General features: G+C 71.9%; 12 protein-coding genes. 5 read left to right on the top strand and 7 right to left on the bottom strand.

Features of this window, described 5'->3' with window-relative positions:
• Positions 1–50: 50 nt before the first annotated feature.
• The 3 genes from ACIQWR_RS22985 to ACIQWR_RS22975 form a co-directional block, all read right to left on the bottom strand.
• Positions 51–740, bottom strand: coding sequence for an ester cyclase (locus ACIQWR_RS22985; RefSeq protein ID WP_399259442.1), 690 nt, complete (start codon positions 738–740; stop codon positions 51–53).
• A 75-nt stretch (positions 741–815) separates the two neighbouring features.
• Positions 816–1,589 (bottom strand): SDR family NAD(P)-dependent oxidoreductase, encoded by a 774-nt coding sequence (locus ACIQWR_RS22980; RefSeq protein ID WP_404012497.1) that lies wholly within the window; start codon positions 1,587–1,589, stop codon positions 816–818.
• A 69-nt stretch (positions 1,590–1,658) separates the two neighbouring features.
• Positions 1,659–2,342 (bottom strand): MOSC domain-containing protein, encoded by a 684-nt coding sequence (locus tag ACIQWR_RS22975; RefSeq protein ID WP_404012495.1) that lies wholly within the window; start codon positions 2,340–2,342, stop codon positions 1,659–1,661.
• A gap of 79 nt (positions 2,343–2,421) precedes the next feature.
• Between ACIQWR_RS22975 and ACIQWR_RS22970 the strand changes: the two genes are divergently transcribed.
• The gene (locus ACIQWR_RS22970; protein ID WP_399259445.1) at positions 2,422–3,327 is read left to right on the top strand and encodes a LysR family transcriptional regulator; all 906 of its coding nucleotides are present in this window, start codon (positions 2,422–2,424) and stop codon (positions 3,325–3,327) included.
• Between the two features lie 194 nt (positions 3,328–3,521).
• On the opposite strand, the gene ACIQWR_RS22965 is transcribed toward ACIQWR_RS22970, so the two are convergent.
• The gene (locus tag ACIQWR_RS22965) at positions 3,522–3,863 is read right to left on the bottom strand and encodes a WhiB family transcriptional regulator (protein ID WP_385777762.1); all 342 of its coding nucleotides are present in this window, start codon (positions 3,861–3,863) and stop codon (positions 3,522–3,524) included.
• A 379-nt stretch (positions 3,864–4,242) separates the two neighbouring features.
• Between ACIQWR_RS22965 and ACIQWR_RS22960 the strand changes: the two genes are divergently transcribed.
• The 4 genes from ACIQWR_RS22960 (at position 4,243) to ACIQWR_RS22945 (ending at position 8,913) form a co-directional block, all read left to right on the top strand.
• Entirely contained in the window at positions 4,243–4,854 is a 612-nt protein-coding gene (locus ACIQWR_RS22960; RefSeq protein ID WP_003948568.1) for a response regulator transcription factor, read from the top strand.
• 427 nt (positions 4,855–5,281) lie between these two features.
• Positions 5,282–5,911 carry a sigma-70 family RNA polymerase sigma factor gene (locus ACIQWR_RS22955; RefSeq protein WP_330332074.1) on the top strand — a complete coding sequence of 210 codons (630 nt, stop codon included), beginning with the start codon at positions 5,282–5,284 and terminating at the stop codon, positions 5,909–5,911.
• A 198-nt stretch (positions 5,912–6,109) separates the two neighbouring features.
• Complete coding sequence (gene guaB, locus ACIQWR_RS22950) at positions 6,110–7,615, top strand: IMP dehydrogenase (RefSeq protein WP_399259446.1); 1,506 nt, start codon at positions 6,110–6,112, stop codon at positions 7,613–7,615.
• 173 nt (positions 7,616–7,788) lie between these two features.
• Complete coding sequence (locus tag ACIQWR_RS22945) at positions 7,789–8,913, top strand: GuaB3 family IMP dehydrogenase-related protein (protein ID WP_330332076.1); 1,125 nt, start codon at positions 7,789–7,791, stop codon at positions 8,911–8,913.
• An 82-nt stretch (positions 8,914–8,995) separates the two neighbouring features.
• Here the strand turns inward: ACIQWR_RS22945 and ACIQWR_RS22940 are convergent, their stop codons facing one another.
• The 3 genes from ACIQWR_RS22940 to ACIQWR_RS22930 form a co-directional block, all read right to left on the bottom strand.
• Positions 8,996–10,771 carry a M16 family metallopeptidase gene (locus ACIQWR_RS22940; protein WP_404012490.1) on the bottom strand — a complete coding sequence of 592 codons (1,776 nt, stop codon included), beginning with the start codon at positions 10,769–10,771 and terminating at the stop codon, positions 8,996–8,998.
• Between the two features lie 11 nt (positions 10,772–10,782).
• Positions 10,783–11,739, bottom strand: coding sequence for a hypothetical protein (locus ACIQWR_RS22935; protein WP_404012487.1), 957 nt, complete (start codon positions 11,737–11,739; stop codon positions 10,783–10,785).
• Positions 11,740–11,842: 103 nt separating this feature from the next.
• The gene (locus ACIQWR_RS22930) at positions 11,843–12,322 is read right to left on the bottom strand and encodes a hypothetical protein (protein WP_404012484.1); all 480 of its coding nucleotides are present in this window, start codon (positions 12,320–12,322) and stop codon (positions 11,843–11,845) included.
• Between the last annotated feature and the right edge of the window lie 12 nt (positions 12,323–12,334).

The raw sequence follows: 12,334 nt of genomic DNA, 5'->3' as shown, positions 1-12,334 counted from the left end.
CACGGGCACATGGGAAAGCCCCGTTCCTCCGGAACGGGGCTTTCTCCGTCTCACATGCCCAGCTGGCGCATCAGTCCCGGTGCGTCGTAGTACCACCAGTCCTCCGCGATCTGGCCGTTCTCGATCCGGATCGTCGTACAACCCGACATCGTGACGTCCTTGCCGGTCGGTGCGACCCCCATGAACTCGCCGCGGTGGGTGCCGCGCCAGTCCCACAGGGTGGTGACGCAGTCCCCCTCGGCGATCTGGCGCGTCCTGTCGAAGGTGAAGTCGAAGGCCTCGCGCCACATGCCGATCGTGCGCCGCATGCCGTCCCGGCCGTTGCCCAGGCCCTCGGTGTCCATCATGTCGTGGCTGATGAAACCGACCGCCACGCACTCGTCGATGACGTCGAAGTCGCCCTTGACGGCCACGTCCTCGAAGATCCGGTTCGCGACGAGCTTGTTGAGGTACTCGTCGCGCACCACGTCGAGGTTCATGAACTTGGGCATGCCGTCGCAGAGGGCCACCATCTCCTGGAACATCCGGTCCGTCTCCGGAAGTTGAGAGTTCCTCATGGCCTCCTCGTAGGAGGGGAATTCGACCAGGTCCACGTAGTGGGTGCCCGAGTCGCGGTCCCTGCCGATCAGGGTGTGGGTGACCGTGCGCCTGCCGGCGGTCTGTTCCGCGTAGCGGTCGATGAGGGCGTTCATCTCGTCGAACCGCTTGGTCTCATAATCGATTACCTGTACGAATGTCATCGCGTCGCCTCCCAGTGGGAACGGGACACGTCCAGTTTAGGGAGAATTGCGCTAATTGGGTGGTTTACCCGCCAGTCACTGGGGGCCGTACTTGCGGCCCGTGCGCGAGGACATCCCACCCAGGAGCCCCCGCGGGGCCAGCTTCACCACGCTCATCAGCGCCTTGTAGCGGGGGTCCGGGATCGACACCGTCCGCCCGCGCGCCAGGTCGGCCAGCGCCGCGGCGACCAGTTTGTCCGCGTCCAGCCACATCCAGTTGGGGATGTTGTCGGTGCCCATCCCGGCCCGCTCGTGGAATTCCGTACGGACGAAGCCGGGGCACAGGGCCATCAGCCGGACCCCGGAGTCGGCCAGGTCCTTCGCCGCGCCCTGGGTGAACTGCACGACCCAGGCCTTGCTCGCCCCGTACGTCCCGCGCGGCAGGAACGCGGCCACGGAGGCCACGTTGACCACGCCGCCGCGGCCGCGCGTGCGCATCGACTCCGTCGCCGCCGAGGTCAGCCGCAGGACGGCCTCGATGTGCACCTTGATCATGGTCAGCTCGTCGGCCATCGGGACTTCCAGGTACCGGCCCTTGTTGCCGAAGCCCGCGTTGTTGACCAGCAGGTCCACCGGGTGCTTGAGGTCGGCCAGGCGCTGCTCGACCGCCGTGATGCCCTCCTCGGTGGAGAGGTCGGCGCTCAGCACTTCGGCCTCGATGCCGTGCCGGTCGTGCAGCTCGGTCGCCTGCTCGCCGAGCCGCTTGGTGTCGCGCGCCACCAACACCAGGTTGTGCCCCTGGGCGGCGAGCTTGCGTGCGAAGGCGGCGCCGATGCCCGCCGTGGATCCTGTGATCAACGCAGTCGTCATAGGCGCAACCTAGCGCCGCGACCGCGAATGTCCACCGGGTCGCGGCGCCGGCGCCGGCCGCGGGGGCCGTCAGCCCCGGGTGCCGCCGCCCCCGGTGCCGTACTTCGCCGTGTAGGCGTGGATCGCGTCCCGCGCCTTGGGCTCCAGCGCGTCGCCCGCCGCCAGTGCCCGCGGGAGCAGCGCGCGCTCGGTGGTGAAGGCGCGGAACCAGAAGCCGACGCTCACCTCGTGGTCCGGCCGGTGGACGACCTCGATCGGGTCGCCCGGGGAGACCGAGCCCCCTTCGATCACCCGCAGGTACGCGCCCGGACGGACCTCCCGGGTGAAGCGCTTGACCCAGCTCTCCTCCTCCAGGAACCCCTGGAAGGTCCGGCACGGGATCCGGGCGGAGGCCACTTCGAGGACCAGGTCCGCGCCGACCCGCCACCGCTCGCCCACCAGCGCACCGTTCACGTCGAGTCCCGCGGTGGTGAAGTTCTCGCCGAAGATCCCGTTGGGCAGCGACCGGCCCAGCTCGCCCTCCCACCAGTCCAGGTCCTCGCGCGCGTACGCGTAGACCGCCTGGTGGTCGCCGCCGTGGTGGCGCAGGTCGCAGACGGCGTCGCCCTCGACGCCGCTGGCGCCGACGCCCTTGGGGCCGGGCGCGAAGACGCGCAGCGGCCCGGCCACCGGCCGCTTGTCGCTACCGGTCACGCCTTCGTCCGCGTAGTCGACGACCTTCGCGCGGCCCACGTTGAGGGAAATCAGCTCCATGGAGGCACGCTAACCGAGCACCCTCAAAGCCGTCCATGATTATTGGCGGCGGCTCCAAAGCAAGGCTTATGCTCGAAGGGTGATCGAGGCACGTCATCTCCGAGTCCTGCGCGCCGTGGCCGGTACGGGTTCCTTCTCCGCCGCCGCCCGCGAACTGGGCTGTACCCAGCCCGCCGTCTCCCAGCAGATGAAGGCGCTGGAACAGTCCGCGGGCACCCCCCTGCTCATCCGGGCCGGCCGCGAGATGCGGCTGACCCAGGCGGGGGAGGCACTGGTGCGCCACGCGGCGGGCATCCTCGCCGGGCTGACCGCGGCCGAGGAGGAGGTCGCGGCCATCGCGGGCCTGCGCGCGGGCCGGGTCCGGCTGGTCTCCTTCCCCAGCGGCAGCTCCACGCTGGTGCCGACCGCGCTGGCCGCGATGCGCGCCGAGCACCCCGGCACCCGGATCTCGCTGGTCGAGGCGGAGCCGCCGCGCTCGGTGGAGATGCTGCGCGAGGGCGACTGCGACGTGGCCCTGGCCTTCCGCTACGCGGGCGCCGCACCGGACGGGACGGCGGCCGAGTGGGACGACCTGGTCGTCCGCCCGCTGCTCACGGACCGGCTGGTCGGGCTGGTGCCCGAGGGGCACCGGCTGGCGGGCGCGGCCCGGGTGGGCATGGCGGAACTGGCCGAGGAGCCCTGGATCGCGGGCTGCCCGCGCTGTCGCCGCCATCTGGTCGACGTCTGCGAGGCCGCGGGATTCACCCCGCGGATCGACTTCGCCACCGACGACTACCCGGCCGTGGTCGGCCTGGTGGGCGCGGGGCTGGGCGTGGCGGTGCTGCCCGAGCTGGCGGTGGAGTCCGTACGGGCCAAGGGCGTGGCCGCGCTGGTGCTGGAGCCGGCCGTGGAGCGGGAGGTCGTGGCGCTCACGCTGGCGGACCTGGCCCGGGTCCCCGCGGTGGCGGCGACCCTGGACCAGTTGGAGCGGGCCGCCACCCGCTGACGGTCGTACGGTCGTACGGCCGGACGGGTGACGGCCCGGTGATGGCGGTCGTGCCGACGGCGGTCGGCAGTCCCCCTGGGTCGGTGGCGGTGGCGGTGGCGGTCGGAGGATCCGGCGGAACCGACGGAATCGAAGAAACGTTCCTTCGGGCGTTTCGTCCTGTCGGGTGGACCGGGGTGGGCCGGAGGGGTGACTCAGTGCCTGACGGTCGGCCCCGACACGGCGGCCCCCGTCACGCTGGTGGCCGGGATGAGCCGGTGTCGGGCCCGTCCCATCAGCTCTTCGCGTTCGTCCTCGGTCAGGCCGCCCCACACCCCGTAGGGCTCGCGGACGGCGAGTGCGTGCGCTGCGCATTCCGAACGCACCGGGCATCGCATGCAGACCTCTTTAGCCGAGGTCTCGCGCGCGCTCCTGGCCGCGCCCCGCTCGCCTTCCGGGTGGAAGAAGAGGGAGCTGTCGACCCCGCGGCAGGCGGCGAGCAGCTGCCAGTCCCACAGGTCGGCGTTCGGTCCGGGGAGGCGGGAGAAATCTGCCATGGGTAGTCCTCTTGGTGCCGGTACTGAGGCGGATGTGGTCCATGTCTCCACATCTACTGTCGTAGTAGATGTAAATATGACTCATTGGGAATCTAGCCTCAGACACATGCCAAACGGAAGGAAAGCCGCCAAATAGGGCATAGCTCCAGATGGAGGACATGCGACTCGTGGCGTCCGCGCCGTGTTCGCCACCTCACGTAGAGTGCCGAAGGTGTCCGTCCGACCCGTAACTCTTTCGAGTGACCGTCGTTGAGAGTGCGAAGGCGGTTGAACCAAGAAGTTCTCGGACAGGTGTCCGGGAGCATCGACCGCAACGGTGACGATACGTACCAGCCTGGAGGCTCAAGGTGACGCGCATCAGCAGCTGCGGAGGGCGGTCATGACATCCGTCCTCGTCTGCGACGACTCCCCGCTTGCCCGAGAGGCGCTCCGTCGCGCGGTTGCCACCGTGCCCGGCGTCGAGCGTGTGACGACGGCTGCCAACGGCGAGGAAGTCCTCCGCCGCTGGGGTGCCGACCGCTCCGATCTGATTCTGATGGATGTACGGATGCCGGGGCTGGGCGGTGTCGAGACCGTCCGGCGGCTGCTCTCGGCCGACCCGGGCGCCCGCATCATCATGCTGACGGTCGCCGAGGACCTGGACGGGGTGGCCCTCGCGGTCGCCGCCGGCGCCCGGGGCTATCTGCACAAGGACGCCTCGCGCGCCGAACTGCGGGCCACGGTCACCCAGGCGCTCGCCGACCCGACCTGGCGGCTCGCCCCCCGGCGGCTGCGCTCGGCCGAGATGGGCGCCGCGCCCACGCTCACCGCGCGCGAGATCCAGGTCCTGGAGGGCATGAGCCACGGCCGGTCCAACGCGGAGATCGGGCGCGAGCTCTTCCTCTCCGAGGACACGGTCAAGACCCACGCCCGCAGGCTGTTCAAGAAGCTCGGCGCCTCGGACCGCGCGCACGCCGTGGCGCTCGGCTTCCGCTGGGGCCTGGTCCGCTAGCACCCTCCGGCCCGGTCCCGTCGGGGCCCGTCGGTACGTCCCCGGCCGCGCCCCGCCCCGCGGGCCGCGCCGGCGGATCCGGCACGCGGTCCGGCCCCTCGCGGGCCGGACGCGCAGTGGTCCCGCCCGTCGGTACGGGCGGGGCGCCGCACGGAATCGGGGGTCGCGCGATCGGGTCCAGTCGCATGCGGTGCGGACCCGGGATTCGCGAGGCACAATCCGAGGGACGTGTCGCTTCGGGCGCGATGCCGCATCCTTGATGGTGTGGCCGCACTTTCGGAGCTGTGGCCACGGGTACCGGGACCATTCGGCCGAGCGGGAGGGGAGGGCACGGGCAATGACTTCAGGTGCACCCGCTCATAACGCTTCGATGCACAACGCGGGCCGTGGCGGCGCGAATGCTCCGACGCCAAGGCACCATGGATCGATGCGCGACGACGAGGCCGAGGGGTCCACCGCGGCCACGGGCCCGACCGGCACCGCCAATGGCGGCAGCGCCGGGGCCGTCGGCGCGCTCGTGCGCCGTGCCGTCGAGGGCGACGGCCAGGCCACCCACGACCTGCTCGCCTTCGTGCACCCCCTCGCCATCCGCTACTGCCGCACCCGGCTCTCGCGGCTGCCCGGTGATGCTCGCCACTTCGTCGAGGACCTGGCGCAGGAGGTCTGCGTCGCCGTCCTGATGGCGCTGCCGCGCTACCGCGACACCGGCCGGCCCTTCGAGGCGTTCGTCTTCGCGATCGCCGCGCACAAGGTCGCCGACCTGCAGCGGGCCGCCATGCGGCACCCCGGCAGCACGGCCGTGCCCTCCGACGAGATGCCGGAGCGGCCGGACGACTCGCTCGGCCCCGAGGAGCGGGCGCTGCTCAGCAGCGACGCGGCCTGGGCCAAGAAGCTGCTGGCCAATCTGCCCGAGAACCAGCGCGAACTGCTGGTGCTGCGGGTGGCCGTCGGGCTGACGGCGGAGGAGACCGGCCAGATGCTCGGGATGTCCCCGGGCGCGGTCCGCGTCGCCCAGCACCGCGCGCTCAGCAGGCTGCGCGCCCTCGCCGAGCAGTAGGGCGCCGGGCGCCGAGCCGTAGGCGCCGGGTGCCGGCCGCGTCGTTCCCGTAGACCGCTGCGGCGCCCCGGCCTAAGCTCGACGAAAAGTCCGTAGGAAGCTACGAATCTTTCTGTCGATCTTGGTCGTGGAATGAGACGCCCCGGGATCCCGTTAGCATGGACATCCGCGCTGAGCAAGACCATCTGGGAAGGTGTCATGACTGTCAACGCCGATGGAGTGCCCGACAAATTCGCCACGCTGGGGCTCACTTACGACGATGTGCTGCTCCTGCCGGGCGTGTCGGACATGGCGCCTGACCAGATCGACACCTCTTCCCGCATTTCGCGGAACGTGCGGGTCAACGTCCCGCTGCTGTCCGCCGCGATGGACAAGGTCACCGAGTCCCGCATGGCCATCGCGATGGCCCGCCAGGGCGGCGTCGGCGTGCTGCACCGCAACCTCTCCATCGCCGACCAGGCCAACCAGGTGGACCTGGTCAAGCGCTCCGAGTCTGGCATGGTCACCGACCCGATCACGGTGCACCCCGACGCGACCCTGCGCGAGGCCGACGAGCTGTGCGCGAAGTTCCGCATCAGCGGCGTCCCGGTCACGGACCCGGCGGGCAAGCTGCTCGGCATCGTCACCAACCGCGACATGGCCTTCGAGTCGGACCGCGCCCGCCAGGTGCGCGAGGTCATGACCCCGATGCCGCTGGTCACGGGCAAGGTCGGCATCACCGGCGTCGACGCCATGGAGCTGCTGCGCCGCCACAAGATCGAGAAGCTTCCGCTGGTCGACGAGGCCGGCATCCTCAAGGGCCTCATCACGGTCAAGGACTTCGTCAAGGCCGAGAAGTACCCGAACGCCGCCAAGGACAAGGACGGCCGCCTGCTGGTCGGCGCGGCCGTCGGCGTCGCGGGCGACGCGTACGAGCGCGCCCAGGCCCTGATCGAGGCGGGCGCCGACTTCATCGTCGTCGACACCGCCCACGGCCACTCCCGCCTCGTCGGCGACATGGTCTCCAAGATCAAGTCGAACTCGACGGTCGACGTCATCGGCGGCAACATCGCCACCCGCGACGGCGCCCAGGCGCTCATCGACGCCGGCTGCGACGGCATCAAGGTCGGTGTCGGCCCCGGTTCGATCTGCACCACCCGCGTGGTCGCCGGCATCGGCGTCCCGCAGGTCACCGCGATCTACGAGGCCGCCCTCGCCGCCAAGGCCGCGGGCGTCCCGGTCATCGGCGACGGCGGCCTGCAGTACTCCGGCGACATCGCGAAGGCCCTGGTCGCGGGCGCCGACACGGTGATGCTCGGTTCGCTGCTCGCGGGCTGCGAGGAGTCTCCGGGCGAGCTGCTCTTCATCAACGGCAAGCAGTTCAAGTCGTACCGCGGCATGGGCTCGCTCGGCGCGATGCAGTCGCGCGGCGACCGCAAGTCCTTCTCCAAGGACCGCTACTTCCAGGAGGGCGTCGGCGGCGACGACAAGCTGATCCCCGAGGGCATCGAGGGGCAGGTGCCGTACCGCGGCCCGCTCTCCGCCGTCGTGCACCAGCTGGTCGGCGGCCTGCGCCAGTCGATGTTCTACGTCGGCGGCCGCACGGTGCCGGAGCTCCAGGACCGGGGCCGTTTCGTGCGGATCACCTCGGCGGGGCTCAAGGAGAGCCACCCGCACGACATCCAGATGACGGTGGAAGCGCCGAACTACTCCCGCAAGGGCTGAGCGGGGCGACGTACGCGAAGGGGGCGGGTCCGCACGGCGGACCCGCCCCCTTCCCGTGCGCCCGTACAGCTCCGTCCGACGTCCGTACAGCGTCCGTACAGCGGTCACCGAAACGCGGCCCGCCGCCGGTCGGGGATACTGGACGGGCAGACCCAGAGGAAAGGCCACCACACGTGACTGAGATCGAGATCGGGCGCGGCAAGCGCGGCCGCAGGGCGTACGCGTTCGATGACATCGCCATCGTCCCCAGCCGCCGTACGCGAGACCCGAAGGAGGTCTCGATCGCCTGGCAGATCGACGCCTACCGCTTCGAGCTTCCGTTCCTGGCCGCTCCGATGGACTCGGTGGTCTCCCCGCAGACCGCCATCCGCATCGGCGAGCTGGGCGGTCTGGGTGTGCTCAACCTCGAGGGTCTGTGGACCCGGTACGAGGACCCGCAGCCGCTGCTCGACGAGATCGCCGCGCTGGACGAGGAGTCGGCCACCCGCCGCCTCCAGGAGATCTACCAGGCGCCGATCCAGGCCGACCTGATCAAGCAGCGCATCAAGGAGGTGCGCGACTCCGGTGTGGTCACCGCCGCCGCGCTCTCCCCGCAGCGCACCGCCGAGTTCTCCAAGGCGGTCGTGGACGCGGGCGTCGACATCTTCGTGATCCGCGGCACCACGGTCTCCGCCGAGCACGTCTCCGGCGCCGCCGAACCGCTGAACCTGAAGCAGTTCATCTACGAGCTGGACGTCCCGGTGATCGTCGGCGGCTGCGCCACCTACACCGCGGCCCTGCACCTGATGCGCACCGGCGCGGCCGGCGTGCTGGTGGGCTTCGGCGGCGGCGCCGCGCACACCACCCGCAACGTGCTGGGCATCCAGGTCCCGATGGCGACCGCCGTCGCCGACGTGGCCGCGGCCCGCCGCGACTACATGGACGAGTCCGGCGGCCGCTACGTGCACGTCATCGCCGACGGCGGCGTGGGCTGGTCCGGCGACATCCCGAAGGCCGTCGCCTGCGGCGCCGACGCGGTCATGATGGGCTCCCCGCTCGCCCGTGCCACGGACGCGCCCGGCAAGGGCCACCACTGGGGCATGGAGGCCGTCCACGAGGACGTGCCGCGCGGCAAGAAGGTCGACCTCGGCACCGTCGGCACCACCGAGGAGATCCTCACCGGCCCGTCGCACTCCCCGGACGGATCGATGAACATCTTCGGCGCCCTGCGCCGCTCGATGGCCACGACCGGCTACAGCGAGCTGAAGGAATTCCAGCGCGTCGAGGTCACCGTCGCGGACTCCCAGCACCGCCGCTGACACTGCACCGCGGACCGAACGCCGCAGGGCCGCCACCCCGAACGGGGTGGCGGCCCTGCGGCGTTCGCGCGCGGCCGGCCCGTCAGTAGCGGCCCTTCGCGCGGCGGCGCAGCATGACCCCCCACGGCGCCAGGAAGACCGCCGCGAACAGCCAGAAGATCCCCGCGGCGGCCCAGTCGGAGGTGCTCAGTCGCTCCGCGTCGCGGAACACGACGTAGGTGCCCAGCACGGCGAGGACGCCGAGCGCCACGGCGGGCACGCCGAGCACCCAGAGCACGACCGTCACCCAGGTGAGCCGGGGCCCGGCGGGCGGCGCCCCGGTCCCGGAGGCCGGGGCGCCGCTCTCCGGCCGCGGGATCCGCGACGGGTCGCGCGGCGGCATCGAGATGACCGCCGAGGGGTGGACCCCGGCGTCCAGCGGGGCCAGCTGGGCCGCGCCGATGCCGTAGAGGGTGGGCTCGATGGTGAGCGTGAAACCGTCCTGGCCGACGAGGTAGCGGGCGCCGTCCGGGTAGGAGTTCAGCAGGACGCACTCGGCGTAGCGGATGGTCACCTGGTGGTCGGGCGCCACCAGGCTGATGCCGTCGCCGCCGACGATCAGGGTCGCCTTCTGCTCGCCCAGGAGGGCGTAGCGCCGGCCGGTGACCACCTCGGTGGACTGCTGCGGGGCCTCCGCGAGGCCCGCCCAGTCCACGCCCCGGCCGCCGGGCACCTGCATCAGGGCGCCCGCCCACACCTCGCGCGCGACCCGGTGCAGGCCCTCGACGGTGACGGCCTCGATCTCGGCCGCGGCCTCGGCCGTGGTGAGGTTGCGGTGGCCCAGGAGCAGGTTCATGGCGTGCCCGGGGAGCTGGTGCGCGGCCAGCTCCGGCACCTCGAAGCGGGCGAGCGCGGTGGTCCGTACGGACTCCAGGTCGGCCTGCTCGATCCGGCCCGCCCGCAGCTTCGCGAGCACGTCGAGGAACGCGCCGACCATCGCGTCCCGCTTCTCGGGCAGCGCGTCGGCGAAGGCCACGACGGTCGCGCTGTCGCGGTCGCGGGGCTGGTAGTCGGCCTCGGCGGTGTAGGAGTAGCCGCCCTTCTGGCGGAGCTCGCGGAACAGCTCCTTGCCCAGCACCTCGGAGAACAGCATGGCCTCGGTGGAGCGCGGGACGACGGCGCTCAGCACGGTCCCGCCCTCCTCGCCGTGGTAGTACGCGGGGGTGGCCGGGAGCGCGGAGGTGACCTCCGGCAGCTCCTGCCACGCACCGGCCGCCAGGGTCAGGTCCAGGCCCTCGGGAACGGTGTCGCTGGTGATCCACAGGACCGCGTTCTCGGTGGTGAAGCGGGTCCGGGCCCATTCGCGGACGGCGTGCGCGGTGAGCCGGGGCAGGCCGGCCTCGGCGTAGCTGAGCAGGCCGTGGCCGCGGGCGCCGTAGCGCCACAGCGGCATGCCGTGGCCGGGGCCGCGGGAGCGCCCGGCGGCCTCGGTGCGCAGGATCTCCTTCTCGGTCTCCAGCCGCTCCGTCGGCAGGTCGCGCAGGGCGGCGCAGACGCCGTTCAGGTACTCGACCACGTCGGCCGGGGTGCCGGAGACGTGGAAGTGGGTGTAGACCGCGGCGGTGGCGCCGTTGTAGTGCAGGTCGCCCAGGCCGTGCCGGTGCAGCGCGAGGTGCTCGACGAGGTGGGTGATGCCGCTGGTGGCGAGGGTCTCGTCGGCGCGGCCGACCCGGAAGAGCAGCCCGGCGGTGACCGGGCCGGAGCGCGGGGCGAGGACCGTGCGGATGCCGCCCACGGTGGTGTGGCGGATGCCGTCGACGACGTGGTCGGTGCCGGTGCCGGTGTTGGTGTCGGTGTTGGAGTCGGTGTCGCTGTTCATGGGTTGGCCCCCTAGCCCTTGGCCAGGGCGAGCTTGCGGTGACGGACGAACGCGGCCTCGTAGTCGCCCTTGACGTAGCCCCAGGGGAACTCGTGGGCGTGGTCGCCGAGGGCGCGGAAGTGCGCTGCGGCCTCGGCGTGGCGGCCCGCCACGGAGTGCGCGGCCGCGAAGGCGCTGTGCGCGCCGACGGCCTGCGGGTCGTCGGGGCGGGCGTCCGGGTGCAGGACGGACCGGGCGGCGGCGTCCCGCAGCCGGCTCTGCCGGGCGGGTTCGCGCAGGTACGCCTCGCGCGCAGGGTCGCCGTCCAGCTCCAGCCACTGCTCCATCTGCGCGATCGCGACCAGGGCTCCGTTGGGGCTGCCCGCGGGTGCGTTCACGGTGGCGTCCCAGGCGAAGCCGTGCGCGGCCTCCCAGCTGCCGCCCCACTTCGGGCAGAGCTTCTGGAGCAGCTGCATCTGCGCCGGGTAGTGGTGCGGGTGGTGCTCGGCGAGCCGGTCGTAGCGGCGGCGGGCCTCGCTCTGGCCCAGCTGCAGGCCGCGCGCGGTGATCACCCGGTGGTGCCAGGCGAGACCGAAGGCGGGGTACTCGGCGCACACGTCGATCAGGAGGACCTCGGCGCGCCGCAGGTAGGCGTGGAAATCGCGGAACTGGTCCTTCGAGACGTGCTCGGCCCCGTACCCGCTGCGGATGTTCCAGCCGATCTGGACGAACGTGTCGGCGAGCAGGGTGCGGGCCAGCGGGTCGCCGGGCCGTTGCGCCACGACCCGGCCGAGGAACTCCTCGGCCCCTTCGGTGTCGGCGACGACCCGGGAGGCCGCGGGCCGTTCCTGTTCGCGGGGCAGGGCGTCGAAGGCGGCGGCGACGGCGGACCAGTCCTGGCCCCGTACCGCGCTGCGGAGGGAGGCGAGGGCCGGTATGCGGTCGACGGGTTCGAATACGGGCCGACCGAGCGGCGGATGAGCGGACACGGCCGGATCATATGACCGGGGCATGTGACCACAACAGTGGTTTCATCGCCCCGTGATCCGGTCGTGCCTGCTCAGGGTCTTGCCGGTGCTCTCTGACGAGGGGTTACGCGGCGGTCTTGCGGGCCACGCTGAAGCCGGCGAAGGCTCCGAGCCCGAGGAAGACGAACTCCATGAGGTCCGCGCTCTTGCTCCAGATGTCGGCCAGGCCGTCGATGCCAAGGGTGTCGAGCACGTCGGCCGCGCCCACGTGCTGGAGGCGCGCGACGGTGAGCGCGATGTAGAAGAGCTGGCCCGCGTACACGGCGCCGACGGAGAGCGCCCCGGCCAGGATCGGGAGCACCGGGTTCCGGCCGCCGAGCTTGCCAGCGGCGATGCCGACGAGAGCGCCGACACCGACAGCGGCGTAGCCGAACTCGCGGTCGATCGCGTTCATGATCCCGCCGTACGCAGCCGCCGCGACCAGCGCCGCGACCACGGCCGCGATGACGCCGAGGGCCACGTTGCCCTTCGGCGCCGGCGGGGCCGGGTAGCCGGGGGCCGGGGTGACGGAGTCGGGCGCGGGCGGCTGGAACTGCTGGCTCATGAGAGATCCCCC

This window comes from Streptomyces sp. NPDC098789, from assembly GCF_044759975.1.
In the GTDB taxonomy this organism is placed as follows: Bacteria; Actinomycetota; Actinomycetes; order Streptomycetales; family Streptomycetaceae; genus Streptomyces.
This window is presented reverse-complemented; position numbering and strand designations above follow the sequence as displayed.

Excerpts from the sequence above, each read along its gene's own strand:
- ACIQWR_RS22930 (WP_404012484.1), bottom strand. The coding sequence starts at position 12,322 with ATGAGCCAGCAGTTCCAGCCGCCCGCGCCCGACTCCGTCACCCCGGCC.
- ACIQWR_RS22975 (WP_404012495.1), bottom strand. The coding sequence starts at position 2,342 with ATGGAGCTGATTTCCCTCAACGTGGGCCGCGCGAAGGTCGTCGACTAC.
- ACIQWR_RS22985 (WP_399259442.1), bottom strand. The coding sequence starts at position 740 with ATGACATTCGTACAGGTAATCGATTATGAGACCAAGCGGTTCGACGAG.
- ACIQWR_RS22960 (WP_003948568.1), top strand. The coding sequence starts at position 4,243 with ATGACATCCGTCCTCGTCTGCGACGACTCCCCGCTTGCCCGAGAGGCG.
- ACIQWR_RS22940 (WP_404012490.1), bottom strand. The coding sequence starts at position 10,771 with ATGAACAGCGACACCGACTCCAACACCGACACCAACACCGGCACCGGC.
- ACIQWR_RS22980 (WP_404012497.1), bottom strand. The coding sequence starts at position 1,589 with ATGACGACTGCGTTGATCACAGGATCCACGGCGGGCATCGGCGCCGCC.
- guaB (WP_399259446.1), top strand. The coding sequence starts at position 6,110 with ATGACTGTCAACGCCGATGGAGTGCCCGACAAATTCGCCACGCTGGGG.
- ACIQWR_RS22965 (WP_385777762.1), bottom strand. The coding sequence starts at position 3,863 with ATGGCAGATTTCTCCCGCCTCCCCGGACCGAACGCCGACCTGTGGGAC.
- ACIQWR_RS22955 (WP_330332074.1), top strand. The coding sequence starts at position 5,282 with ATGCGCGACGACGAGGCCGAGGGGTCCACCGCGGCCACGGGCCCGACC.